The sequence below is a fragment of the Paenibacillus paeoniae genome (assembly GCF_003388735.1).
Classification (GTDB): Bacteria; Bacillota; Bacilli; order Paenibacillales; family Paenibacillaceae; genus Pristimantibacillus; species Pristimantibacillus paeoniae.
In genome coordinates this window covers 241,521-266,061 of record NZ_QUBQ01000003.1, presented here as the reverse complement: position 1 = coordinate 266,061, position 24,541 = coordinate 241,521, and the positions used below count along the sequence as shown (strand labels likewise).

At 50.8% G+C, this 24,541-nt stretch carries 21 protein-coding genes; 9 read left to right on the top strand and 12 right to left on the bottom strand.

Annotated features, from left to right (window positions below):
- The first annotated feature begins 295 nt into the window (after positions 1-295).
- Complete coding sequence (locus tag DX130_RS17535) at positions 296-1,543, top strand: lytic polysaccharide monooxygenase (RefSeq protein WP_116047585.1); 1,248 nt, start codon at positions 296-298, stop codon at positions 1,541-1,543.
- 86 nt (positions 1,544-1,629) lie between these two features.
- Positions 1,630-2,052, top strand: coding sequence for a DUF4395 domain-containing protein (locus tag DX130_RS17530; protein ID WP_116047583.1), 423 nt, complete (start codon positions 1,630-1,632; stop codon positions 2,050-2,052).
- Between the two features lie 27 nt (positions 2,053-2,079).
- On the opposite strand, the gene DX130_RS17525 is transcribed toward DX130_RS17530, so the two are convergent.
- Positions 2,080-2,841 (bottom strand): protein-glutamine gamma-glutamyltransferase, encoded by a 762-nt coding sequence (locus DX130_RS17525; RefSeq protein ID WP_240644559.1) that lies wholly within the window; start codon positions 2,839-2,841, stop codon positions 2,080-2,082.
- Between the two features lie 98 nt (positions 2,842-2,939).
- On the bottom strand, positions 2,940-3,719 hold the full coding sequence (locus DX130_RS17520; RefSeq protein WP_116047581.1) for a Cof-type HAD-IIB family hydrolase: 780 nt from the start codon (positions 3,717-3,719) through the stop codon (positions 2,940-2,942).
- Between the two features lie 298 nt (positions 3,720-4,017).
- Between DX130_RS17520 and DX130_RS17515 the strand changes: the two genes are divergently transcribed.
- Positions 4,018-4,836: a hypothetical protein gene (locus DX130_RS17515; protein ID WP_116047580.1), complete on the top strand. Its 819-nt coding sequence runs from the start codon at positions 4,018-4,020 to the stop codon at positions 4,834-4,836.
- Between the two features lie 101 nt (positions 4,837-4,937).
- On the opposite strand, the gene DX130_RS17510 is transcribed toward DX130_RS17515, so the two are convergent.
- The 4 genes from DX130_RS17510 to DX130_RS17495 form a co-directional block, all read right to left on the bottom strand.
- Positions 4,938-8,774, bottom strand: coding sequence for a galactose-binding domain-containing protein (locus DX130_RS17510; RefSeq protein WP_206098842.1), 3,837 nt, complete (start codon positions 8,772-8,774; stop codon positions 4,938-4,940).
- Between the two features lie 213 nt (positions 8,775-8,987).
- Positions 8,988-9,380, bottom strand: a complete 393-nt coding sequence (locus DX130_RS17505; RefSeq protein WP_116047577.1) for a hypothetical protein — start codon at positions 9,378-9,380, stop codon at positions 8,988-8,990.
- A gap of 177 nt (positions 9,381-9,557) precedes the next feature.
- Positions 9,558-9,836 carry a hypothetical protein gene (locus DX130_RS17500; protein ID WP_116047575.1) on the bottom strand — a complete coding sequence of 93 codons (279 nt, stop codon included), beginning with the start codon at positions 9,834-9,836 and terminating at the stop codon, positions 9,558-9,560.
- A 123-nt stretch (positions 9,837-9,959) separates the two neighbouring features.
- Positions 9,960-10,328 (bottom strand): DoxX family protein, encoded by a 369-nt coding sequence (locus tag DX130_RS17495; RefSeq protein WP_116047574.1) that lies wholly within the window; start codon positions 10,326-10,328, stop codon positions 9,960-9,962.
- A 162-nt stretch (positions 10,329-10,490) separates the two neighbouring features.
- On the opposite strand from DX130_RS17495, the gene DX130_RS17490 reads away from it, so the two are divergent.
- Entirely contained in the window at positions 10,491-10,829 is a 339-nt protein-coding gene (locus DX130_RS17490) for a winged helix-turn-helix transcriptional regulator (protein WP_116047572.1), read from the top strand.
- 466 nt (positions 10,830-11,295) lie between these two features.
- On the top strand, positions 11,296-12,585 hold the full coding sequence (gene hflX, locus DX130_RS17485) for a GTPase HflX (RefSeq protein ID WP_116047571.1): 1,290 nt from the start codon (positions 11,296-11,298) through the stop codon (positions 12,583-12,585).
- A 198-nt stretch (positions 12,586-12,783) separates the two neighbouring features.
- Here hflX and DX130_RS17480 read toward each other — a convergent pair whose 3' ends face one another.
- The 5 genes from DX130_RS17480 to DX130_RS17460 form a co-directional block, all read right to left on the bottom strand.
- Positions 12,784-13,776, bottom strand: coding sequence for an ABC transporter permease (locus tag DX130_RS17480; protein WP_116047569.1), 993 nt, complete (start codon positions 13,774-13,776; stop codon positions 12,784-12,786).
- Positions 13,773-15,263, bottom strand: a complete 1,491-nt coding sequence (locus DX130_RS17475; protein WP_116047840.1) for a sugar ABC transporter ATP-binding protein — start codon at positions 15,261-15,263, stop codon at positions 13,773-13,775. Before DX130_RS17475 ends, DX130_RS17480 begins: the two co-directional genes overlap by 4 nt.
- 121 nt (positions 15,264-15,384) lie before the next feature.
- On the bottom strand, positions 15,385-16,497 hold the full coding sequence (locus tag DX130_RS17470; protein ID WP_116047568.1) for a sugar ABC transporter substrate-binding protein: 1,113 nt from the start codon (positions 16,495-16,497) through the stop codon (positions 15,385-15,387).
- Between the two features lie 155 nt (positions 16,498-16,652).
- A complete protein-coding gene (locus tag DX130_RS17465; RefSeq protein ID WP_165861338.1) occupies positions 16,653-17,927 on the bottom strand; it encodes an ATP-binding protein in 1,275 nt (424 codons plus the stop codon).
- Between the two features lie 331 nt (positions 17,928-18,258).
- Positions 18,259-19,182 carry an aldo/keto reductase gene (locus tag DX130_RS17460; RefSeq protein ID WP_116047565.1) on the bottom strand — a complete coding sequence of 308 codons (924 nt, stop codon included), beginning with the start codon at positions 19,180-19,182 and terminating at the stop codon, positions 18,259-18,261.
- A gap of 181 nt (positions 19,183-19,363) precedes the next feature.
- On the opposite strand from DX130_RS17460, the gene DX130_RS17455 reads away from it, so the two are divergent.
- From DX130_RS17455 to DX130_RS17445, 3 genes are all read left to right on the top strand, one after another.
- The gene (locus DX130_RS17455; RefSeq protein ID WP_116047563.1) at positions 19,364-19,735 is read left to right on the top strand and encodes a BlaI/MecI/CopY family transcriptional regulator; all 372 of its coding nucleotides are present in this window, start codon (positions 19,364-19,366) and stop codon (positions 19,733-19,735) included.
- 6 nt (positions 19,736-19,741) lie between these two features.
- Positions 19,742-21,214 carry a M56 family metallopeptidase gene (locus tag DX130_RS17450; protein WP_116047562.1) on the top strand — a complete coding sequence of 491 codons (1,473 nt, stop codon included), beginning with the start codon at positions 19,742-19,744 and terminating at the stop codon, positions 21,212-21,214.
- A gap of 121 nt (positions 21,215-21,335) precedes the next feature.
- On the top strand, positions 21,336-21,785 hold the full coding sequence (locus DX130_RS17445; RefSeq protein WP_116047560.1) for a CHRD domain-containing protein: 450 nt from the start codon (positions 21,336-21,338) through the stop codon (positions 21,783-21,785).
- Between the two features lie 121 nt (positions 21,786-21,906).
- Here the strand turns inward: DX130_RS17445 and DX130_RS17440 are convergent, their stop codons facing one another.
- Complete coding sequence (locus tag DX130_RS17440) at positions 21,907-22,791, bottom strand: helix-turn-helix transcriptional regulator (RefSeq protein WP_116047559.1); 885 nt, start codon at positions 22,789-22,791, stop codon at positions 21,907-21,909.
- A 125-nt stretch (positions 22,792-22,916) separates the two neighbouring features.
- Between DX130_RS17440 and fabF the strand changes: the two genes are divergently transcribed.
- Positions 22,917-24,155, top strand: a complete 1,239-nt coding sequence (fabF, locus tag DX130_RS17435) for a beta-ketoacyl-ACP synthase II (protein ID WP_116047557.1) — start codon at positions 22,917-22,919, stop codon at positions 24,153-24,155.
- The last annotated feature ends 386 nt before the right edge of the window (positions 24,156-24,541 follow it).

The window sequence follows — 24,541 nt, the reverse complement described above, 5'->3', positions numbered from 1 at the left end:
TCTCTCGCAAAAAAATAGTCCAATAATACTATAAAATAAATCAGCTCACACCACGATAAAACAGCATTAATTTACGAATAGTATTAATAAATCATCTATTTTTTACCCTGTATAAGACAATTTTCACCCATGTATAAAGCATCATTTACCATTAAATCATGCACATGCTATACTCTGACCCGAAGGCGCTATTCCAGTCTCTGCCATGCTTTCGAAGCAAGTTTTGCTTCACAAAACTTAAGCGTATGCTCTCGAAGCCAGTTTTGCTTCACAAAACTTTTAGGAGGAATCAATCATGAACTTGCAGACTGCACCACGACGCTCGAACACTGCGTCAACCTTATTCATGGCGCTTGGCGCCCTGGCCTTCACCCTGCTCTTATCTATCGTGTTATCCGAGAGCGCATCCGCGCATGGCTACATGGAATCCCCGGCTAGCCGCGCCTTGCTCTGCAAAGATAAACAAAATACGAACTGCGGCGCCGTTCAATACGAACCGCAAAGCCTGGAAGCGATCGGCGGTTTCCCGAAATCGGGACCTGCAGACGGTCAAATTACCGGAGCTGGCATCTTCAAGGAGCTATACGAGCAAACGAATACCCGCTGGAAAAAAGTAAATATGACAGGCGGCAAACAGACCTTCACTTGGAAGCTGACTGCTGCGCATGTGTCAGACAACTGGCGATACTATATTACGAAAAAAGATTGGGACCCAAGCAAGCCGCTGACACGCGCGAACCTTGAGCCGGAGCCTTTCTGCTACATCGATTACAAGGGCGCCAAGCCGCCGTTCACGGTCTCCCACGAGTGCAACGTACCGACAGACCGCAGCGGCTATCACCTCATTCTGGGCGTATGGGAAATCGCAGACACGGTGAACGCGTTCTACCAAGTCATTGACGTCAATCTGACGAACGATGGCTCCACGCCTCAGCCACAGCCTGAGCCGCCTAGCGCCCCTGGCAAGCTGGAGTCCGCGCTGCAGACGGCAAAATCCATTGTACTGAGCTGGCTGCCCTCCTCATCAGAGCTGAAAATCCAGAAGTACGACGTATACCGTGACGGCGTTCTTTGCGGCTCGACAGCGCACACGACAATTACGGATGAAGGCTTGCTGGCGGACAAAGCATACACATACACCGTACGGGCCGTTGACGTGAACGGGAAGACATCCCCTCTCTCCACTCCGCTAACTGTACGTACACTTAAAGAAGAGAATGGCGGCGGCAACGAAGGCGGTGGCCATAACGGCGGAGAAAACGGCAACAGCCAGCTTCCGCAATGGGATACCAAAATCGTCTATCTGAAAGGCCATAAAGTTCAGTACAAGGGACTGGAATATGAAGCGCAATACTGGACGCAAAACAATGCGCCGGACGCTTCCGCTGCATGGAAGCTGCTGAGCAATGTTACTGTAGAGTGGAACAGCTCCAAAGCTTATCTTGGCGGCGATCGTGTCACGTATAACGGCGTAACCTACACTGCACGCTGGTGGACGATGAGTGACAAGCCCGATCAATCCGATGTATGGCAAAAAGCGTAGTCCAGCCTTATTTTTTCAATTGTAATTGCCTCTCCCCTGCCCTATAATAGGATTAAATAAATCCTATCGGAAAGGTAGGTAATAATATGAAAGAAATTCCTCTCGCCTACGTTCGCAGCAACCAGGCTGGCATCGTCGCGACATTGCTGATCGCCATCATCCTCCAATTGCCGTGGCTGATCGTCGCGCTATGGATCGTACAGCTGCTCGGCTTGCTGCTCGGACCAAAAGCAAATGTATTTATCGCGATTGCACGGCCGTTCGTATCGAAATATGCGGCATCCGGCGCGACCGAAGCGGCGGAGCTACAGCGCTTCAACAACTCGCTCGGCATCCTGTTTCTAACCTGCTCACTGCTCAGCTTCCTGCTGGGCTGGGGCGTGGCCGGATATGTCTTCGCCGGCATGATGGGAGCCGCGGCGCTTGGCGCTTTGCTCGGCTACTGCATCGGCTGCACGATCTATTTCCAATACAAACAGCTTCGTGCAAAAAGGCTGAGCCGCGGTTAATCCGCTGCCCAGCCTTCTTCATCTCCGTTATACGAGCGCTTCTTTATCCTCGCGCATCGTCAGCATGCGCACCGCTTCGAAGTCTGGCCTCAATACCAGATCCTGCAAATACGCCGAAACCATGCTGCCCGGAACTCTTGCTCTGTTCAATTGAGCAATAATGTCCTGACCGGTACCGATGCCGATCCCATGGCCAAAGAACAGATTATCATCGAGCTTGATCACATTCTCGCCCTGCCACTCCGGCGAGCCGGGATCATGATCGGGATTTTTGAAATACATCACATCTCCCGCATACGTCTCGTTCAGGTTATTGCTCGTCGTCAGGCGAAGATCCTTGTCATATTGCCAGTCACGGAGAAACAGATTTTGAAAATGCCGGTTGAACGCGGCTTCTCCAATCGTCTCCAGCACCGCTTTGTACAGCATAATAATGATAGCCCCAGCGCATTCGAAGGCATACAAATGCCCTTGCTCGAAGATATCGTTTACCCCAACGGAAGGCGGCACGCCCGGCCTCAGCAGAAAGCCTCCATCCGGCGTACGGATCCAGTACCTCGGGTTGGCGCGGGAATTGCTGAAGGTGGCGAAGCTGACGCCACTCCGGTACATCGCCTTCGCCGCCTCCACGATATTCGTCCTCATCTTCAGTTCGAAGAGCAATGCTTCCAGCGACGGATACCCGTATAGGACGGGACTGGCCTGTTTCTGCCGCAATGTCTTATTCTCAAGCTCCGTCAGCATCCGCGGCGGGAACTGTACGGGGCTGCCGTCCGAGATTACGATCACGTCATTTCCCCCAAGCTGTTCGTATGATTAGGTTATTGTACGTGGGCAATCGTCGATTGGTGAGTTAAAAAAACAGCGATCTGGCGCGATCGGGCTATTTATACCGTTAACAATCCGGCCTCAATCAGCCCGTTGCGTATTCCTTTCTCGTCCACATGCGTCGTAACGAAGTTGGCAAATGGCAGCAATTCCGGATGTGAATTGCCCATCGCCACGCCGAAGCCGACATACTCCAGCATCTCTTTATCATTTAGGCCGTCGCCAAAGGCTGCTGCATCGTCTGCCACATAGCCAAGCTTGTCCAATAGAGCCGCAATGCCTTGCGCCTTGGAGCCTCCCAGAGGAAGAACGTCCATCGCTTGAGGATGCCAGCGAATAAGCGTAAATTCGGATTTCAAAGATTCATACAAATGTTCGTCGCGGCCCTCACAATGCAGGAAGACCTGGAAAATTTCATTGCCGCGCCAAAACTCCGGATCAAAGCCTGGTAGCTCTATTTTGAGCGACTGAACGGATTCTGTAACAAATGGATGATTATCACGATCGGTAAAATATTGATGCTCACCTTCAAATACAAGGCTATGATCATTCTGCGCCGCAAGCGCGACTAGCATCTCCAATGCATCCTTCCCAATCTCTCTCTTGTACAGAGGTTGTCCCTTGTACACGACATATGCTCCGTTCATGCACACATATGACTCGATGCCCAGCGTCTCAGCCAGCGGCTTAATGAAATATGGCGCCCGGCCCGTTGCGATAACAGGCTCAATTCCCTTATCCTTCAGTTCGTTAATTGCCTTAATGGTATCAGCAGGAATTTCCTTCGCCTCGTTCACCAGCGTACCGTCAATATCAAAAAACACGATTTTGTAGCTCATGCTGTCATGCTCCTATCCTTTTTCCTCTTAGTATAAAGAATAGTAGAGATGGCGGCTAGCCCTGCTGCCAGCCAAAATCTAGTGACTTGCCCGTCTCGACATAGGTTTTCAGATTACTGAGGAGGATTGACCAGTACTCCCTTCCCTCCGAGAGTTGACCTCCGGCCAAGGTGTGCGTTATAGTAAGGGAAAATAAGGAACGGAAAAGTGGGAAGCACCCGCAAGGATTGACATTTATGTCAGCCTTGCGGGTGCTTCTTTGCGTTTTCGGCCCTATTTGCCAAAGGAGGTATTTATCTTGAAAGCCCCATTCATGCTTCGAATGTTTTGCCTCATCCTTGTTATGTCGCTAGTCGGTTCAGCCATTGCGCTTGCAGCTCCGTTTGAATTTTCGGCTACCGCCAAGAAGTCGTTCGACAAGATCGTGGATAGCGCCAGCGCATCCGCCGCAACGCAGCTCAAGAAGAATTATGCAGAACTCCAGTCTCTCCAGAAACAGGATATTAACTTTGATACCAGAATCAGCTCCCTTCGCTACAAGAATCAGGAAAAGGATACGCTCATCCGCAAACAAATCAAGGAAATCGACAAGAGCAAAATCGCTTCACTGGACGGAGACGTCGCCAAGGCAAAGCAAAGATACAAACCGTTGTTCGATCTGTATGACACGCAGAGATCACAGCTCAGTCTGGCCAAGGCCGCCAAAAACAAAGAACTGACCTCTATCGTAAATGCTAAAGTCCAAGTAACCAAAATCGCCGTGCAAGCAGCCAAAAAGGATATTAGCGCCAAAGAAGCTGCCGTAAAGAAAGCGAAGTCGGATGCCACTGCCAAAACGAAAGCTGTGCGCGACATCCTCGATGCCAACAAGGCTATAGAATCGCGGATCAAAGCCGCCAAAAGCGCCGCTAGCCAGACGAAGAAGCTGTTCACCGCCGAATCCAAGGTGCTGCTGCAGACGGTGCGCGGCGGCGACGGAAGCGGAACCTCCTCCTCCCTGTCGCGGATGCTTGTGCACATCAGACAAATCCTCATCAACAAAACGAATATTCATTATTACGAGACGCAGATTGCTTCCGTAATTGCCAAAGCAGAGACCAAGCTGAAGAGCTACTAATTAATCTGTGCGCAGCTTGGCATAACTTCGTTCTACTCAACATAGAGAAACGGCTCCAGTCCGCTATCGCGTGCTGGAGCCGTCCCTGGCATTCCTTTACTTTACGGATTAATAATGATGTTAAAGGTTGACGTCGTATTTTTAATATCTTGATGATTATTAATGAGCTTCAAATTATTGAACGTGACGGAGCCGACTGCCGGGCCTTGGCCCGCCTCCGGCATCTCGTTCACCCAAATGCCGTAGCCCGACTTCGCATCGAATGCATCGCCGCTCTTCTGCGCCCCGGAAATCGTAATATTGTTGAAGACGGTATCCGTGACCGGATTTTCCGGCTGGGAGCCCGTATACTTCGTCTGGAACATGATCCCGGAGTAAGTCGGATCGATAATATCGACATTATTAACCCGAATGCCCTGGAACACCTTCGAAGCCGAGAATACCCAGATGCCCGGGAATGTCTGGCCGTTCCAGAAGTGGCCGCCCGCCCTTACGATCGAGATATTCTCGAAGTTCGTCGTAGGCGAAGCTCCAAAGCCGTTCATCGGATAGCCGAAGTCCAGCGAGCTAATTGTAATGCCTGAGTACGTCAGCGTATCGGCAATGTAGATATTGCGGAATGTATTGCCATAGCCGCCGTAAACCGCCACACCCGCAGCACGCCATGGCAGTATGGCCGTCAGATTCTCATAGACGTTGCTGTGCATATCCGCACCGCCCGCGTCGATCGCGGAGAATAGCGCGAAGCTGTCGTCGCCTGTCGATCTGGCCTCGACGTTGGACACCAGATTATGCGTACTGCCATTCGTCATGTTGATGCCATCTGCATACATGTTGCGGATACGCGAATTCGTAATCTTCATATAATCGGTATTGGCGCCCCAGTAGAGGCAGACCATATGCTCCGCCCAGATGTTGTCGATCGTCATATTGGCGACATTGCTGAAATCGAATACTTTGCCCGGACCGTCAATACGCGACGTATAATTGCCGAAATACGCAAAGCCTTTGAACGTGGAGCCGTTCGCCGAGCTTTCCGCCCGGAAGCCGATATCCGTATTGTTCTGGTTCGACGGAGCATAGAAGCGCGTATACCAAGGACCCGCTCCGACGATTTGAACAGGCTTGCCGTACACCTGGAACTTATTCGCTGTCTCATAACTGCCCGGCGGCAGATAGACGCCTACCAGATTGCCCGTCGTATCCATGCGCACTTGATCCAGCGCATTCAGAACCGCTTGATGCGTGAAGCCTGATGGCGTCACATATTTGGCAGGGTCCGGATTGGCAATTGGCGATACTTGCTCCAGGTTAATGAAGTCGATGGCGTAGGTTGTCGTGTTGGCCGCATCCTTTTGCAGCCTAATCTTGCTGCCTTGCGGAATCGTCGTATCGAACATAATATTAGCCTCATCATAAATATGGCGCGGCGACCCGTCCGACGGATTGTTCGAAGGATTAGCCTCGTTGCCGTAATGCCATGTATGCTTTGAGGTTAACGGTATGGCTTTCGCAAACACCCCGTCAACATAGACATTCAGCGTGGAGTTCTGGCCTGTGCCGTTGGCGGAATCCGGAATGGAGTACCGCGCCACAAGCGTGTTCGTACTTGCTTTGGTTGTGAATTCGACATAACTGCCTGTTGTATTAAGCGTAACGGCTTTGCGACCGGAAGCTTCGCCCGCCAGATCGCCGATGATGCGGTTAGGGCCGACAATATTTGCTCCGCCGCCAACTGTTGCATCCTCCGCCTCATACATGTCGTATGGCATGTTAGCTCCACGCCCTACAAAGAAAGGCTGGCTGCTTGTATTGTTGCCCTGCTTCACAGGAAGCTCGTTGGCATCTATCGCAACCTGTACATTTACGTTGTATTTGCCATTGCCTGCGGTCCAGGTTCCCAGTGCAACCGGAGCCGTAGTGGCACCGCTGACGATTATGCCTGTATACGCACCTGTTAATGTCTTAAGAACAGCATTGGTTGTAACGTCAGTAATCGTCAGCGTAATGTTATGCGCTCCACCCGCAGAAGCAATCGTTCCTTGATTTTTCAGCGCGACGGAGAAGGACACCGTATTGCCTGCTGACGGATTGCTCGGAGACCAGCTGACAGACGATGCAACAAGGTCGGAGCTGGCGACCGGACTGACGACAAGCTGTGACTGACTGGTGTAGCTATTGTTATTCTCATTCAGCTCAATGATGCTGTTAGCCTCATCTACCTTGGCCGTCACTGTATAGCTGCCTGCATTGCGGCTGCCGGTATTAACGGATACGTTCGAAGAGGCTCCCGCTGCCAGGGCGCCCACAGGAGCGGTTCCCACCAGCGTCGTGCCAAGATAGAAGTTAACGTTCGTTGCCCCAGAGGCTAAAGTACCTGTGTTCGCAACGGTTGCTTGAAGCGTAATCGTGTCGGTCTCGATTGGCGATTGCGGTGTCCAAGTCAGGCCGGTAATCGTCAAATCCGGATTCGGTGCCGGCGTGCCGATCACTTGGAACTCCGCCACTTGTCCGGCGCTTGATCCCGTATTGGCTGTGATGCGCAGACGAACCTCCTTAGCTGTCGCAGAGACCGAAATGGTTACCGTATTGCCCGTAGCAGGATTAAATGTATAGTTGGCAGAAGCGACCATCGTGGTGAAGCCTGCTGCGCTCTGTTCACGGCCCTGCACCTCTAGTGTCTGCGTTCTTGTACCCCATGCGGAGCTAGGATTCAGCTTCAATACAATGGATGTGACATTGGCATTGGCTCCGAGATCGACTGTCAGCAAGTTGGGGTAAGAGCCTCCTGCACCTTCCCAATAGGTGTTGGCATTATTGTCATTCGCGTTTGTGGCGATGAACGTATGAACATAAGATGAGCCCGTTATCGGCTTGCCTACTGCCAAATTGTTTCCAGTACCAGGAGTGGGGGTGGGTGTAGGGGACACGGTTGGTGTTGGTGTTGGTGTCGGTGTCGGTGTCGGTGTTGGTGTCGGTGTTGGTGTCGGTGTTGGTGTCGGTGTTGGTGTCGGCGAAGTTGAAGCGGTTACTGTGATCGAATCCAAATTGACGTTCCCGCTATCTCCCGGATCGTATTTGTAAGCAATTGTGTTTGTACCTGCATTAAGAGCAACGGTTTCCTTTTGCGTAGCCCATTGCGACCATGAAGATTGATTAGCCAGCGAGGTTTGTTTTACTTTGGTGCCATTCACATAGACGCTGACTGTTTTACTGCCGCCCGACGCGTTGCCATACCTTAAGGCGACATCATATTGCTCGGCCGAAGAAACCTGTACCTGGAATGTCGTAGTGGCGCCCTGCTGCCAATAACCGTCTACGAAGCCGGAACCGCTATAACCGGTATGATCATTATTGATCTTGGCGCCTCCCGTTAGCCCCGCTGATTCTGCCTCGTATACGCCGGTATGGACGACCGATGTTCCGATAACCTCCAGCTCGGATAGTTGGCCTGCCGGCCATCCGGTATTGGCGGTGTAGATGACACGCACGAACCGTGTGTCGGTCGAGGGCAGATCTATATTCACCGTATTGCCGGTATTGGGGTTAAACGTATACGTCGATGAGGCGACGATTGTGTTGTAAGCGCTACCATTTGTGCTGCCTTGAATAGATAATGTTTGGCTTCTGGACTCCCAACTTCCCGGAAGTTGGAGCGTGACGCGAGTTATACTGGATAAACCTCCAAGATCTACTCCAATCCACTGCGGAAATGCTTGATTCGAGCTTTCCCAATAGGATCCCTGGTTGCCGTCATTGGCATTGCCCGGGCCATAAGGGGGTACGAACGAACTGGCGGACATCGACTTGCCCGCAGCCAGGTTACTGGCCGCAGAAATGGCTGACGGATAAAGCGTAAGCTGTGACAATAAAAGTGTACATGCAAGCAAAACAATCAGTATAGCTCTGTGCCTAGGGTAGGAATGTATTCTCATCATCTTCCTCCTCTATTCATATTCAAATCCCGAGCCAATCCTAACAACTGTTTCTTGCCGTATGTCGCTTTACTCACGCCTCCTCCCCATCTTCTCAGCTTCCCGGTCACTTACACTATACGGCACCCTCGCCGTCCATCACTAGGCGTATTATTAAGCTTTATATGTCTATTCTTACAATAAAAAAAGAAGGGCTGCTCCCAACCCCTCTTGTCTCTATCTAATCTTCCTGTAACGTATGACTGCCGCAACAACCTCCGCAACGATGCCGACGGCAATGCCGCCGATCGTAACCATCAGGAAGGAGAGGAAGCTGATCAAGTCTTCCCAGCCTGTCTTTTCCGATCCGTATAAGGCCATAGCTGCAAGCCCTGCAAGTAATCCTACATTTGAAAATCCCCATATCCAGCGTGCTCCGAACCAACCGGCTGTACTAAAAGCGAATGATACTATGGCTGCCAGCAGCAGCATTCGAAAGGCATGTACCCCTGTGAAGGCTTGTCCCATATGCACAAAACGAATGAGCCATATCGCCGCGCCGACGATTAGAGTTGATCCTGCCGCGATACCCCACCACTTACCGCTTCTTGCCGCGGGAATCCATTTCATCGTTATCTCTCCTTCACTCATCAGCCTTATGTATGAATAGACGCGCCGAAAGTCACAATGTTTCGGTAGCAACCGCATTCATTAGTCCTTCTGTCGCATAAAGCAGTGTCCCATGTCCAATTGATCTACATTCGCAACTGTTCCAAACCGGCATTGATTCCTTATGATCAACGCTCCTTATGCCCGCTGTTCTTTCCTCCTGTATTTCCGCTTGGGGAAGACACTCTTGTAGATTGCGATTGTATGCAGAGCATTCTTGTCGCATGAGACCAATGAACCATTCCTGTCTACTACGATCAAGGAACGCGTAACCTTGTTCCGATAGCGATACCCGTCCGCGCCGTCTCCGTCATATTGCAAGTAGCCCATCAACGCGCTGATCTCAGCAGGATGTGTTTTTTCCAAAAAAAGCTGGATCGGAGCGTGCGGACACGTATTCCGGGTTTGTATATCCATCTCTTACACCTCCTAAGGAAATAAAAAAACACCGTGTCTAACAGAACAATGTCCTGAAGTCACGGTGCCTCCGCGTTCAATTTGTTACTAATAATGTAACATGATCCCATATATCCTGCAACCTTAAAAGGGTGCGATCCACAGCCTTCCAACAACGACGAACAATACAAGCAGCAACAGCACGACATTCATCCCAATGGCCTGATTCTCCTTGCGTTTCACATGGAATACGATCGCAAGCACCATAATGACGGCAAGTCCTGCGGCGGCGATAGGTGTAAGTATGGTCGCAATACCAAGTGCGCCAGGGAGAATAAGACCTAACCCGCCCAGCAGCTCCGAAATACCGACAAAACGAACATAGCCGTCCGAATACTCTTTTGTCCAGGGAAGCTTCTCCCTCGACTTCTCGTTGATCGTTGACTTCATAACACCCGCCATAAGAAACATGAGTCCAACAAAAATTTGAATAGCCCACAATGCGAAGCTCATGATTGCACCGCCTTTCGTTACCTCATATTATTTACTTACTATTTGTAACTTAGTTTATGATCCTTGTGAGCACGCGTCAATTCTTTTTTATCTGCTAAGACCCTTGCATTGTCCCATTCTGATACTGGTACTATAATAGAATGACAGAAAGGGTGTTCAAGTATGGAACAGAAGCAACTATGCGCACGATTCGAGAAAGCAGTCGAACTATTAAGCAAACGATGGGTTGCATTCATTATTTACCGGCTCTTGTCCGGTCCCCAGCGTTTTTCCGATATTGATAACAGTCTTCCTAATCTAAGCGGAAAGGTTCTGTCAGATCGGCTGAAGGAGTTGGAAGCGGAAGGGCTGATTCGCCGTGATGTCTACCCGGAGATGCCTGTCCGTATCGAATATTCGCTTACAGAGAAGGGACAAGCATTATCCCCGTTGTTCTCCAATATTGCCGGCTGGGCGGAACAATGGATTGATCCCGCTGAACCCTCAATCGGCACACAATGAAAAAGAAAGAAATGATTATAATTAAACATTACTGAGAAATGTCTCATCCGCCGGTTGCATCCAGATTTGCGATTATGCTACACTTGGTTCATTCCAAGGAATGGAGGGTTACGTGGTGAATGATTACATCCGAGTTAGGTCTTTGCGCGGCTAATTGAATAGCGCCGAAGCTCTGCCTGTGCGCAGAGGACTCAGGATTGGTCTGTCTACATTCATCGTAACCATCTATAGCAAGACATATGAAGCAACCCCTCTCTTTCATACGGTATGCTGTGCTCTGCCATCAGCGAGACATGTCATCGTATGGGACGGACGTTGTATATGCTAGCTATAGAAGACCATTCATTCATCCGTGATGAGGATTTATATCCTCTACCGATGCTGATCTCCTCTTGCGATAATGTGAACACAGGCCGTCTGCCTGTGTTTTTTTGATACTATTTACGATTATTAGGAGGTTGAATCTATGCAAGAATTAACGGAACAATTGGTTCAAAAAGCGATCGTCGTCGGTGTCCAGCTCCAGAAGGATACAGACTTTGAATATTCCATGCTGGAGCTGCGCAATCTTGCCGCCGCTCGTTATATTGATGTCGTGGATGAATTAAATCAGAAAGCGGATCGGGTCAATCCATCGCATTATATCGGAACAGGCAAAATCCAGGAGCTAAAGGCTCTGCTTGCAGGACATGAGATAGAGCTTGCCATCTTTAACCACGAGCTCTCCCCTTCTCAAATCCGGAATTTGGAGTCCGAGCTGGAATGCGTCGTAATGGACCGTACGATGCTCATCCTGGACATTTTTGCAGAACGCGCCAAAACGCGTGAAGCCCAGTTGCAGGTTGAAGTGGCACGACTTCAATATTCCTTGCCGCGACTCATCGGTCTGCGAGCCTCGCTGGGCAGACAGGGCGGCGGCGGTGGCGCCGGGCTTAGAAACAGAGGCGCCGGGGAGACCAAGCTAGAGCTTGACCGGCGGCGGATTGAAGAACGGATTACCGCTTTGCAAGCAGAGCTGGAGAAGCTCGTCGCCACACGTCAGCAGCAGCGGAAGCAACGGAAGAAAAACGACGTGCCCGTCGTCTGTCTTGTCGGCTATACGAATACGGGCAAATCCAGCTTAATGAACGCCTTTCTGGAGACGTTCGATCCCGAGACAACCAAGCAAGTTTTTGCCAAGGATATGTTGTTCGCTACTCTTGAGACTTCCGTCAGAAACATCGATCTGCCCGACAATAAGTCCTTCCTGCTGACTGATACGGTCGGTTTCGTGAGCCAGCTTCCCCATCACTTGATCAAAGCGTTCCGATCCACACTAGAGGAAGTGACGGAAGCCGACTTGCTTGTGCATGTGGTGGATTATGCTCACGAGGACTACGAACAGCTCGTTAGTGTGACGAATGAGACACTTGATGCGTTGGGAGCGGGAGACATTACGACCGTCTATGCTTACAACAAGTGCGATCTGACTGAGCATGCCTATCCTGTGGCAACCGAACGCAGTGTGTATATGTCGGTGAAGGAACGCGAAGGTATTGCGGAGCTTGTAGAGGTCGTGAAGAAGCATATCTTCAACGACTACGTTCAGAAAGATATTTTGATTCCATACGATCAGGGACGTCTTGTCGCCTACTTCAATGAGCGTGCCAATGTCTTGGAAACCAGCTACGAAGAAGGCGGCACACGCATGAAGATCGAGTGCAGCCTGCCCGATTACGAACGCCATCGGAAAGACTTCACCGAATTGGAAGGCTAAGCAGCAGATTGTGGCCGAGGTTCTCGGTGTATGAGGCTTTGCTGCACATCATAGCGTAAAGAACTCTTATTCCATTAAAAAATGCCCCACTTATGCAGACTTCGCATGTGAGGGGCATTTTTTTACATTGGGCTCGTCTAGCTCTTACTTAACCGCAGGAAACCACAGACCCGGTCAATTTGCTATCGCCTCCCAATGCTAATGTTTGCGCTTATAGTACGTAATGGCCAGCGCTAGCGCCAGGACAGAGCCTTTTACGATATCCATCGAATAATAGGGAATCGACATCATGACGAGTCCGTTGGACAAGATGCCGATCAGGACGGCGCCGACGAACGTGCCGAATGCATTGGGCTTGCCCGCGCCCAGCACCGAGTAGCCAATAAAGGCGGCAGCTACCGCATCCATGAGATACGATCCACCGGCATTCACTTCTGCCGTCATGACGCGCGATGCCAGAATAATACCGCCGATGCCCGCGAACAACGCGGAAATGAGGTACGCCAGCAATCGGTACTTGCTCACCGCAATGCCGGACAGCTTGGCCGCCTCAACGTTCCCGCCGATCATATACATATACCGGCCATGCTTCGTATAGGTCAGGAAGATATGCACAAGCAGCACGACAACGATCATAATGATAATGATCCACGGCACCTTGCCGAGGTTGCCGAACGCTTTCGGAATGACACCCGTTGCAAAATCGCCGTTTGGCATAATCATGTTTTGCGAGATGGTCGCGCCCCTAGTATACGTAAGCGCCAGCCCTTGGAAAATAAACATGGTCGCCAACGTCATGAGCATATCCTGTATCTTGAAATTAATGACCAAGAACGCATTCACCAAGCCTACGATCAAGCAGAAGAAGATCGTAATCGCCAGACTAACGCCAATACTCTGTCCATGCCAGACAAACAACGACATAACTAGCGCGTTCGCAACAGAGGCGGTGGAGCCAACCGATAAGTCAAAACCTCCGACAGCCAGCGATACTGTTAAGCCGATAGCAATAATCGTTACGATCGAGATTGAGCGAAGGATACTAATAATATTGGTATAGTTCAAAAAACTGTCTGTCATTGCGCCGAAAAAGATAATCAGCAGCAAGATCGTAATTAAGGTTCCATATTTGTAGAAAAACTGGAATGTTCCTCCGCCTCGGCTGGGCCGAATCGTGTTGGCCTTGTTCATATGATTAAGCCCCCCGTGCTGTGCAGCATAATTTCTTCTTCGTTGGTTCGAGCCGTATCCAGCTCCTTCAAGATCGCCCCATCGTACATCACATAGATGCGGTCCGTAATGCCCATAATCTCCGCGATTTCGCTAGAGGCATACAAGATGCTCTTGCCCTTGCCTGCAAGCTCCGCAATGAGATTGTAGATATCCCGCTTGGCACCTACATCGACGCCTTTCGTAGGCTCATCGAAGATATAGACATCCGCGTCTGTCAGCAGCCACTTGCCAATCGCAATCTTCTGCTGGTTGCCGCCGGACAGGTTACGAACCTTGGCCTGCTGACCCGGCGTCTTCACGCCAAGACTGTGAATAATCTCCTGTGCTGCGATACGCTCCTTCCGGCTGCTAACCCAGGATGCGCCGTTTGCATATTTGGAGAGACTGGCAGCCGTCACGTTCACCACGACCGACTCCTCGACGAAGATGCCTTCGCGGCGTCGCTCCTCCGGCACCAACGCCAGCCCGCTGCGGACGGCCTGATGCGGACTCCGCACATTCAGCTTGGCGCCATGGAGGAACAGATCGCCCCTTGCTGTCTCCGACGCACCGAACAACGCTCGGCACAGCTCCGTCTTTCCAGCTCCTACCAACCCTGCCAGACCCACGATCTCGCCTTTCCGAACGGACAAAGAAACCCCGTTCACCTTGCCGCTGTCATAGATTTCCCTGGCTTCAAACGCAACCTCGCCAATTCGGCTCCACCGCTCAGGGAATTGACCATCGAGCTTGGCTCCCAGCATATGCTCTACAATATCCTGCTGCTCCAGCTTCGCAATCTCGTCGCGCGTAACCAACCGCCCATCCCTCATAATGGTGATATCGTCGCAAATCTCGTACAATTCCGGCAGTCGATGCGAAATAAAGATGATGCCGACGCCTTCCGACTTCAGCAGCCTGACCAGAGAGAAGAGCGCCTCCGTCTCGCTAATGCTAAGCGGCGCGGTAGGCTCGTCCAGTACGAGAAACTTGCACTCCATCGAGACAGACCGGGCAATGAGTACCATCTGTTTCTCTGCAAGCGTCAATTCTTGGACCAACTTCTTCGTTGGCACCTTCACCCGCAATCGGTCCAATACCGCCTGCGCCGACCGGTGCAATTGTCTCCAGTTGACCATATGCTTGCCGCGCATGCCGTGTACGGTATGCTCCATCATAATATTTTCGCCAACAGACAGATTCGGGATAAGTGCCGTATCCACTTCCTGATAGACAACTTGAATGCCATAACCCTTCGCATCCTTGGGGCTGCGAATATTGGCAAGCTGACCATCCAGCAAAATCTCGCCTGTATAATGGTTGTAGGCGCCGGACAGCACCTTCATCAATGTTGATTTGCCTGCTCCGTTTGCGCCGATCAGCGCATGTGATCTTCCGCTCTCCGTATGGAAATCCACCTCGGTCAGTGCCTGTACTCCGGGGAAGGCAATCGAGATGCCTTTCATCTCCAGTCGCGTTCTATTGTGATCCGCCAAGAGGCGCACCTCCCTCTCCAAACAGGATTGAGCGCCCCCATCCATCGGATAAGGGCGCCTGTATGTTGTCCTATTATAGCATCCTGCAAGCTTACTTGGCGTTAGCTTTCTTGAGTGCTTTCATCCAATCTTCTTCAAAAGCATCCGTCGTGCCCCAGCCTGGAATAATGTCCGCAAGCGTTACAACGTTCACCGCTTCGCTCGACTTCTTCAGCTCCTCTTGCGTGATGAGAGCCGCATCCAGATCGAAGGTTGCAGGCGTCTCTTCGCCAGCCAGCTTCTTCGCTGCGATACGTACGTTAACCGCACCAATCATTTTCGCGTCTACAGCAGCCGTAGCTGCCCACGGGCTATTCTCTTCTTGCATCGCTTGCAGATCGGCATTGGATACGTCGATGCCATAGACCTTGATCTCTGTGCGTCCCGCTTCTACCAGAGCGCGAGTAGCGCCGATGGCGAATGCGTCCCAAGTGGCAAAGATCGCGTCGATCTCGCCTTTCGGATATTGCGTCAGCATGGCAGCTACCGCGTTTTGCGTTTCAACCGTTGTGTTGTCATTAGCAACGCCAAAGCGGCCTACTTCCTTGATGCCCGGATGCTTTGCCAATACGTCTTGATAGACATGGTTGCGGCGAACCATTGGCGGGAAGCCGTCTACCCACAGATATACGATCTTCGCTTCTTCGCCATGCTGCTTCACCAGCTCGTCCAGTGCGTATTGCGCTAACGCTTCATCCTTCTGGGATGTCAGCGTCACGCCTTCTATCGTACCCAGATCGCCGATGGAATCAAAGGCGACTACTTCAATACCTTTATCTCTCAGCTTTTGCGCCAGTTCAACTACCGCTGCATCCTCCGCATGGGACAGGACAACCGCGTCTACATCACTGTTAGCCGCTTGTTCGATTGCGTCCAGATACTTCGCCGTGTCGCCGTTCGCCGAGAACGTATCGACTTTAAAGCCCAGCGCTTCGCCTTCTTGCTTCGCGCCTGCAAGGAATTGTGCTGTATGATCGTCGCCGCCGATTTTGCGGATAACTTTAATTTTAATATCGCCCTTTTCTTTCAAAGCTGCAGGCAGATTCTCTACCTCTTTCACGGAACCTCCGGAAGATTTGCCGGGATCCGCTCCACAGCCTGTTGCCGCGATTACGATCGCCAGCAATAGCACAAGAGCAACGCTTAATTTATTTTTCTTAAACATGCTTTAACTCTCTCCTTCTGCCTCATTCTTTCATCGCTTTAATACAAGTAATCCTATCGGATATACTGAGGATCGTCAATAGATTTCCCCTATTTTTCCGAAAATTTTTTCTTAGGAAGACCCGATGTCGCCGAAAGTTACCCTCGTACATCCTTCTATATCACACTTACGACCTTATGCTGGGGAAAATCAAGCATAAAGCGAGTTCCCTTGCCAACCTCGCTTCTCACATCGATCTTGCCGTGCATCTTCTTAATGATGCTGAAGGATATCATCGTACCGAGACCCGTCCCCTTCTCCTTGGTCGAATAATAAGGCGTGCCAAGACGCTTCAGCTGATCGGCAGACATACCGCTGCCCGTATCGCGAATGATTACCGTTGCCGTGTCGTTGCGGCATTCGGTTACAAGCTCCAGCGTTCCACCGTTCGGCATAGCCTCAATCGCGTTTTTTCCGATATTGATCAGCGCCTGGCGAAACTTATACCGGTCACCCATCGTTACCGGCGCTTCTCCCTTCGACAGTTGAACGGATAGATGAACGTTATTGAAATTCGCATAGGTAAGCAGAATGTTCGACAAGTATTCGACTTCGACATTTACATCAATCGCTTCCAGCAGCTCAGGATCCGTTCTGGCCAGCGACAAATAATCCGCAATAATATGCTCCGCCCGATCCAGCTCGGAGAAACAAATGTTTTTATAGAATTCTTTCTTTTCCGGCTGAATGCCTGGTGAACCGAGCAGATGGATAAACCCCCTCACAGCCGTTAACGGATTTCGAATTTCATGAGCTACCGATGCTGCCATATCACTGACAAGCCGCATCTTCTCGCTCTTCACAACTTCTTCTTGCATATGATAATGCCTGTTCAAAAATTCCATTGTATAGACTGTAATACCGGAGATAAAGGCTTGCATGGCATATGTAGTCAGCGTATGAAGTGGCTTATTGAACAAAAGCTGCAGCTGATTCGTAAACGTGAGAAACAGAACAAGCGTAATAAATTTGATGAGGATGCTGAGGATGACGGCCCACGCAATCTTCCAGGCTAGCGATGCATGCTGGAATTTGCGAATGGCAATATAGACAAGAAGAAAAGTAGGCAAGATAGAGAGGGTATAGACTACATTTTCCGGACCTCCTAAAAAAAATCGAACGGTAATAAGCGTGCCATAGAGCAGCAGAGCGACGACGCTACCCCCGTACAAGGAGCCGATCGTGAGCGGTATGGATCGGAAGTCATAATTGAAGCCGCTGACTTTTACAGGGAAGCACATGGTGACGATCATAGACAGCGCGAAAACGAAGTACAGAAGCAGACGATAATAAAACAGACGGTTTTTCAACTTGTACAGATAGGGGAACAGAACGAATGGGGATGAGATAATGAGCACATTCAAAAGAAAATCTTTGAGAAAGAGATCCATATAAGCCCCCTTAACCATCTATTGATCTTCTTTATAGCGGCATATCAACCCAAATATAGCATAAATTATCGATTTCCACCGAAAAAAATGAGTCTCTGGCACCCTGTCCAAAAAGGCCAACCAGAAGTGTCTGATTGACCTAAGCTATATGAAGGTGCCCAGGGCATTTTCGATTATGAAAAGCGTTCGGCAGTCCGGTTAGCTCTGCAATTAATTCGCGAAGAAAGTCTATGAATTTATCCGTATGGCCGATTTGCAAAAAGAAAAGAAGCCCTCCAATTCCTTCATGCATAAGGAATCAAGAGCTTCTTGTCATCTTCGTAACTAACTCTTATTTGCCGGCCACGTCTTGCTGATGAGGCTCCGTCAGAAGTTCTGCTGCGCGCGCATTGGATTCGACTTGAGCCGGGTCCTTGCAGCCTGGAATAACAGTCGTTACTGCCGGATGCTTCAGACACCATGCCAGCGCCCAGCTCGCCATATCTACACCGGCAGGCACTTCCTCGCGGGCGATACGCTCCACTTCCTCCAGCCTCTGGCGTGTCGCTTCGGCATCATGGCGATGGCGCACATCATTATTTGCGAATACCGCGCCCGGTTTGTATTTGCCGCTTAAGTATCCGCTCGCAAGCGGTACGCGGGCAAGTACACCAAGATCCTGGCGTTCACAGGACGGGAAGACCTCCTCCTCCGGATTGCGGTCCAAGCGGTTGTACACGACCTGAATCGTACGAGAATTCACGCTTGTTGACGCATCGGTTTGATGCAAATTGTTATTTTTGCCGATCGACGTACCGAGGAAACGAATTTTACCCGCTTGAACCTGCTTGTCCAGCGTCGTCCAAAGCTCATCATTATCGAATGCGACATCCGGCCCGGAATGGAATTGATACAGATCAATGTAATCCAGCTTCAGCGCCTTCAGCGAAGCGTCGAGCTGAGCGGTTACACCAGCAGCATCATACACGTCTGTACGCGTGAAAAGGTTATGGAAGTGATGGCCGAACTTGGTCGCGACGATCCAATCCTCGCGATTTCTCCGGCTCAAATAATCGCCAATCAAGCTCTCCGACAGGTGATCGCCGTAGCATTCCGCCGTGTCGATCAGATTGATGCCGAGCTCATGCCCTTTATCCAGAATTGCATCTGCTTCCGCTTGCGTGTATTCGCGGCCCCACTCTCCGCCGAACTGCCAGGTTCCGATGCCGATAACCGACACATGCAGCCCCGTACTGCCCAAACGTCTATACTTCATAACGATTCTCCTTCCAGCTTATATGATATCTACACCATTATACCTTCTGAATCACGCGAATAAAAAGGGACGGAGTCACAACGATTATGAATCTATAATTACAGAAGTTGACAACATACGATTACAGATGTAATCTATTAAGGATTACACGTGTAATTCATTTTGAAAGGAGCGTTTCAGCATGCGCAAAATTCCATCCATCTCCGAGGCGGAGTGGGAGGTCATGACCGTATTATGGCGCAAATCCCCTATCACTGCACAGGAAGTCATTGAGACGCTTGAAGACGACAAGGCCTGGATGCCGAAGACGATCAAAGCGCTCATCAGCAGATTATTGAAAAAGGGAGCCGTCTCATTTGTAGCGGAGGGAAAAACCTATTATTACTCCCCTGCCCTGTCCGAGGATGAATGCTACCGTTCAGAGCGCAAGTCATTTTTGCAGCGGTTTTACAAAGGGGCGCCTGCCCCCATGCTTATTCATTTCCTGGAGGATGAACAGCTTACGAAAGAAGAAATTCAAGAGCTTAAACGCATTTTGAATGAGAAGGAGTAGTCTGTAATGGGAGTTCCCTTCCTGCTCGCTGACTTATTCAACTGGACGCTGGCTGCTACTCCGGCAGCCGTGCTTGCCACACTCATTCTCATGACCGCAAGAAGTTTGCTGCGCTATCAGATTTCCGCCAGGATATTCTATTTCTTATGGCTCGTCATGCTGATTCGTTTTCTTTCTCCCTGGGTTCCGTCTGTAGATTTTATAAGTTTGTCTTTCCCTGTGGGCGCGTTTCAAGAAGGCGGTATAGGCCTTTACGATGGACGCATCGTAGATGCTGCGCAGGACGCTCCGTATAATCAAAGTGTGATGGCATCACAGCCAGCGACAAATTATCAGTCCAAAGCGATTCTCTGGAAGGATGTGCTGCTCCACGTATGGCTCGCCGGTGTTGGCATCCTCATGCTTATCTTTGGCTATATCTATTTCAAATGGAGACGGATGCTGGCCTCTGAAAAACCCGTAGAGGTGCCGCCTATCCTATTGGAATGGCTAACCGCATGCAAGAAGCAGTTGAATATAGGGATGCGTGTGGAGCTTCAAATGACAGCTCACATCTCAACGCCTGCCACTTATGGCTGGTGGAGGCCTAAAATACTTATCCCTGCCCGCATGATCGGCCAATTGGATAAGGAAGATTGGACATGCATCTTGCTGCATGAGCTTATCCATATCCGAAGAAGGGATGCATTTTGGAATGGACTTATGACGTTACTCCTCCTCTTGCATTGGTTCAACCCGTTCATGTGGCTCGCTTGGCTCAGAATGCGGGAAGATCAAGAACTGTCTTGTGACGCCTTGGCTACTGGCATGGTTGATAAAAAAAGCTACGGCAGCGCTATGATTAAAGTGCTTGAGTTAATGCCATCTTCCAGACAAAATGCGTTAATTCCCTTTATCTCGGGAAAAACCAAACTTATAAAAAGGAGAGTTACCATGATCGCCATGAAAAAGAAACCTGCTTTTACCATAAAAGCTGCTATTATTGTTGCTGTTTTCTCCATCGCTATTTTCTCCGGTGTGACGATTCACGCCAAGCAACAGCCGGCTTCAGACAGCAACTCGCAAGATGCCGAGCCTCCATATGCTTTAGCGAGCGACTCGTATATTCTCCCGGCGGAAGGTCGCATTGCATTGCATTTTGGCGATACGAAAAAGATAAGCAAGAATGAAACGCAGACCAGCAATGGCATTGAAATTATCAATGAAGAGGGGACTCCGGTATATGCCGCGGCAGATGGCGTCATTGGGATAGCCGGATATGGAAGCGCAGAAGGCAACCAAATCGTCATATCTCATGCCGCTGATGTCCAATCGGTGTACAGCCATTTGAGTGATATTGTTGTACAAGCGGGTGAGGAAGTGAAACAAGGACAGCAAATTGGAACTATAGGCTCGACTGGCCAAAGCACGGGAACGCACTTGAAATTTCAGATGCTAGTGAACAATGTCTACACTGATCCGGAAACTTTAGTCCAGTAGCTGCATGGTGTTTCGTTTACACAATCTATGAAAATCCATTCACGCCTCGGGTACAGGAAAACAGGATGCTCCGCTTGCTGGTGAATACGCTACAGTATGAACCGCAAAGGAGGAGTGTCCTATCGCAACCTTCAGAGCCTTCCTTAGGGGACGGAATGAAGTGCCGCCTGTACGTACGAACGCTTCCGGCAATGTGATTTTCCGTGAAATCGAACGGCGCAATGGCAATAACCGCAATGAAGAAGATCGCAATAACGGGAACAGACGCAATCGCCGCCTTAGATTCCGGCTTGTCCTTCGGAATATCAGACGAGCTACTGCCGCCCATATCCATTTGGGACGCCCGGGCGAGAACGGCCCTGTCGTCGCGTTCCTGTTCGGCCCGAACAATCAAGGCATATCGTTCAGACGCGGTGTCATTACCGGCACATTACGAGACAGCGATCTTGTAGGACCTTTGGCCGGATCTTCGATTCGCCGCCTGATTCGCGAGTTCGAGCGCGGCAATGCTTATGTGAACGTGCATACTCGACAGAATCCGGACGGAGAGATTCGCGGCCAAATTCGTTAAGTAGTACAGCTTTTCTATCACTACTGTTATTCCAATAAGCAGCGGGATCTGCTTACGTGTGTAAGTTACATTTCAGCAAAAAATGACGTGCCGACTGATTGCAGTCTGGCTCGTCATTTTTTTATTGTTCACCGGGGTCATGCTGCTGATCATGGCTACCGTAGCTTTCTTTGCGAGCCAGCCGCTGTCTTAACTTGGATTCTGTTGCCGAACCCGGCGCCGGTGTGTAGATGCTGCAACGCAGCTCCGAGCTGCCCTGTGCCTGCATGGAAGTCAAATGGAACAGCATCTTCCCCGCTTGAGCATGGCGAAATTCAAGAGAAACCTCAGGTGCGTAGCTAACCCCGCTATGCTCCCATAATCTTGTGAAGTCCGGATAGCCGGCTTTCATCTCGCTTATAAATTGTTCGTACCATTCGTCCTTGACGTATTGGCCGTAATAAGAACGGAACATCGCAAGGAAGCCGCCCGCAAATTGCTCCCAATTGGCGGCAAGCCTGCGAAGCTCTTTTCTGGCAAAAAGCAGCTTAACCATATTCCGCTCGTTTATCGGCACTTCAGCGAAATCCAGAAAGACATAGGCTGCCGCGTCATTCCAGCCCACGATTCCGCAGCGACGATCCGATACAATCACCGGGCAATGCCTCAGCTCATCAATAATATACTTTAGCGACGATGGGACGGCAGGAGATGCGATGTCCGGCTCCGGCTGCTCGTTGTCTGACTCCAACGCCAAGGTCAACATATATTTCCGCTCATCCTCATTAAGCTGTAACGCTTTGGCTACACTGTTCAAGACGGATGGAGATACGCGAATATCTCTCCCCTGCTCCAGCCATGTATACCAGGTCAAGCTGACATCGGCAAGCTGGGCGACCTCTTCCCGCCTCAACCCCGGCGTTCTTCTTCGGGACCCTGCTATCATGCCGAACGACTCCGGACGAAGCATCGCACGCTTGGTTTTTAGAAACTCGGATAAGGCATGCAGTCTCGCTTCAGAATTCATGGTGTATTCCTCCAAGCTATTATCATAGTGCTATTAATACTAGTATAAACGAAAACTGGTAATAGGATAACATCTATGACACACTAGGTTCAATTCAGGAAACAAACCAAGGAGGAGGAGACTGAATGGAGAGAGTCGTTATTACTGGAATGGGTGTGCTGTCGCCGCTCGGCAACGACACAGAAACCTTTTGGCAGCGATTGATTCGGGGTGAGTCGGGTATTGGCGTCATTGATGCCTTCGACACCTCCAGACATAAAACCAAAATTGCCGGACTCGTAAAGGACTTCGATGCAGAGGGACGCTTCGGCCGCAAAGAAGCGCGGCGGATGGACCGCTTTACCCAATTCGCCCTTGCGGCTGCAGAGGATGCGTTATTGGACTCGGGGCTGGACCTCAATCAGGCGGACAAAGAGCGCATCGGTGTATATGTCGGCTCTGGCATTGGCGGCATCGGGACGCTGCTCGAACAAGCCAAGGTGCTGACGGAGAGAGGGCCGGAGCGCGTCAGTCCTACGCTCGTACCGATGCTTATTTCTAATATGGCTGCAGCTACAATTAGTATCCGGTACGGCTTCACCGGCCCAACGCTGTCTCCCGTCACGGCTTGCTCGATCGGCAATACGGCAATCGGCGAAGCTTGGCGCTTGATCCGCTCCGGGGAAGCCGATGCCGTCGTTGCAGGGGGTGCGGAAGCGGCTATCACTGACATCTCTCTCGCCAGCTTCGGCAATGCAACGTCGCTGTCGACGCGCAATGACGATCCGACGCGAGCCAGCAGGCCGTTCGATTCCGGACGCGATGGCTTCGTAATGGGCGAGGGTGCCGGTATCGTCATCTTGGAGTCGCTGTCCCACGCTCTGCAAAGAGGTGCTCGTATCCATGCCGAGGTGATCGGCTATGGCGCCAGCTCCGATGCATACCATATGGTCGCCACCCATCCGGAAGGAACAGGCGCCTACCTCGCGATGAAGCAAGCGCTTCGCAGTGCCGAGCTGCAGCCGGAGGAAATCGATGTCATCAGCGCCCATGCTACCAGCACGGAGCTTGGCGACCGCTCCGAGACTGCCGCCATCAAGCGACTGTTCGGCAAGCATGCCCGCAGCATTCCGGTGACGGCCAACAAGTCCATGATTGGCCATATGTTCGGCGCGGCGGGCGGCGCGGAAGCGATCGCGCTGGTGAAGAGTCTGCAAGAAGGCATCATTCCGCCGACGATCAATCAGGAATCGCCTGATCCGGCTTGTGATCTGGACTATGTGCCGAATGTGGCGCGGCAAGCCGAACTTACCATCGGCTTGTCCAATTCCTTCGGCTTCGGCGGACATAACGCGGTTATTGCGCTTCGCCGCTACGAAGAGTAGGGAGAAAGCAACTCGTTTCTCTCCTCACTATTGGATCGATCGTTTCTGGTTGCCGCCACTGACTATTGTGGCTGAAACACATGGCACCGCTCCCCTGCCCTCATCCAAGTAATGAGACGAGGCCTATAGAGGGAGCGGTGCCTTATCCCGTTATTTACTCTCTCAGCGACCCTCTAATCATAGTTGTGTCACGCAACACTATTTCGCCCACTTCCACGTTTTTGACCATTTAGTTGTGTCACGCAACGCTATTTCGATCCAATCGGCGATTCTGCTCAGCGACGCAGGGGCTATCAAATTGGCCGAGAATCACCCACTATCCAAAAAGCCGGTTCACCTGCACTGGCGCAGAGCTAAAAAAGGCGTCCAGCCGTCGTTTAATCGAC

Excerpts from the sequence above, each read along its gene's own strand:
- DX130_RS17535 (WP_116047585.1), top strand. The coding sequence starts at position 296 with ATGAACTTGCAGACTGCACCACGACGCTCGAACACTGCGTCAACCTTA.
- DX130_RS17530 (WP_116047583.1), top strand. The coding sequence starts at position 1,630 with ATGAAAGAAATTCCTCTCGCCTACGTTCGCAGCAACCAGGCTGGCATC.
- DX130_RS17520 (WP_116047581.1), bottom strand. The coding sequence starts at position 3,719 with ATGAGCTACAAAATCGTGTTTTTTGATATTGACGGTACGCTGGTGAAC.
- DX130_RS17510 (WP_206098842.1), bottom strand. The coding sequence starts at position 8,774 with ATGATGAGAATACATTCCTACCCTAGGCACAGAGCTATACTGATTGTT.
- DX130_RS17505 (WP_116047577.1), bottom strand. The coding sequence starts at position 9,380 with ATGAAATGGATTCCCGCGGCAAGAAGCGGTAAGTGGTGGGGTATCGCG.
- DX130_RS17500 (WP_116047575.1), bottom strand. The coding sequence starts at position 9,836 with ATGGATATACAAACCCGGAATACGTGTCCGCACGCTCCGATCCAGCTT.
- DX130_RS17495 (WP_116047574.1), bottom strand. The coding sequence starts at position 10,328 with ATGAGCTTCGCATTGTGGGCTATTCAAATTTTTGTTGGACTCATGTTT.
- DX130_RS17490 (WP_116047572.1), top strand. The coding sequence starts at position 10,491 with ATGGAACAGAAGCAACTATGCGCACGATTCGAGAAAGCAGTCGAACTA.
- hflX (WP_116047571.1), top strand. The coding sequence starts at position 11,296 with ATGCAAGAATTAACGGAACAATTGGTTCAAAAAGCGATCGTCGTCGGT.
- DX130_RS17480 (WP_116047569.1), bottom strand. The coding sequence starts at position 13,776 with ATGAACAAGGCCAACACGATTCGGCCCAGCCGAGGCGGAGGAACATTC.
- DX130_RS17475 (WP_116047840.1), bottom strand. The coding sequence starts at position 15,263 with ATGAAAGGCATCTCGATTGCCTTCCCCGGAGTACAGGCACTGACCGAG.
- DX130_RS17470 (WP_116047568.1), bottom strand. The coding sequence starts at position 16,497 with ATGTTTAAGAAAAATAAATTAAGCGTTGCTCTTGTGCTATTGCTGGCG.
- DX130_RS17465 (WP_165861338.1), bottom strand. The coding sequence starts at position 17,927 with ATGGATCTCTTTCTCAAAGATTTTCTTTTGAATGTGCTCATTATCTCA.
- DX130_RS17460 (WP_116047565.1), bottom strand. The coding sequence starts at position 19,182 with ATGAAGTATAGACGTTTGGGCAGTACGGGGCTGCATGTGTCGGTTATC.
- DX130_RS17455 (WP_116047563.1), top strand. The coding sequence starts at position 19,364 with ATGCGCAAAATTCCATCCATCTCCGAGGCGGAGTGGGAGGTCATGACC.
- DX130_RS17450 (WP_116047562.1), top strand. The coding sequence starts at position 19,742 with ATGGGAGTTCCCTTCCTGCTCGCTGACTTATTCAACTGGACGCTGGCT.
- DX130_RS17440 (WP_116047559.1), bottom strand. The coding sequence starts at position 22,791 with ATGAATTCTGAAGCGAGACTGCATGCCTTATCCGAGTTTCTAAAAACC.
- fabF (WP_116047557.1), top strand. The coding sequence starts at position 22,917 with ATGGAGAGAGTCGTTATTACTGGAATGGGTGTGCTGTCGCCGCTCGGC.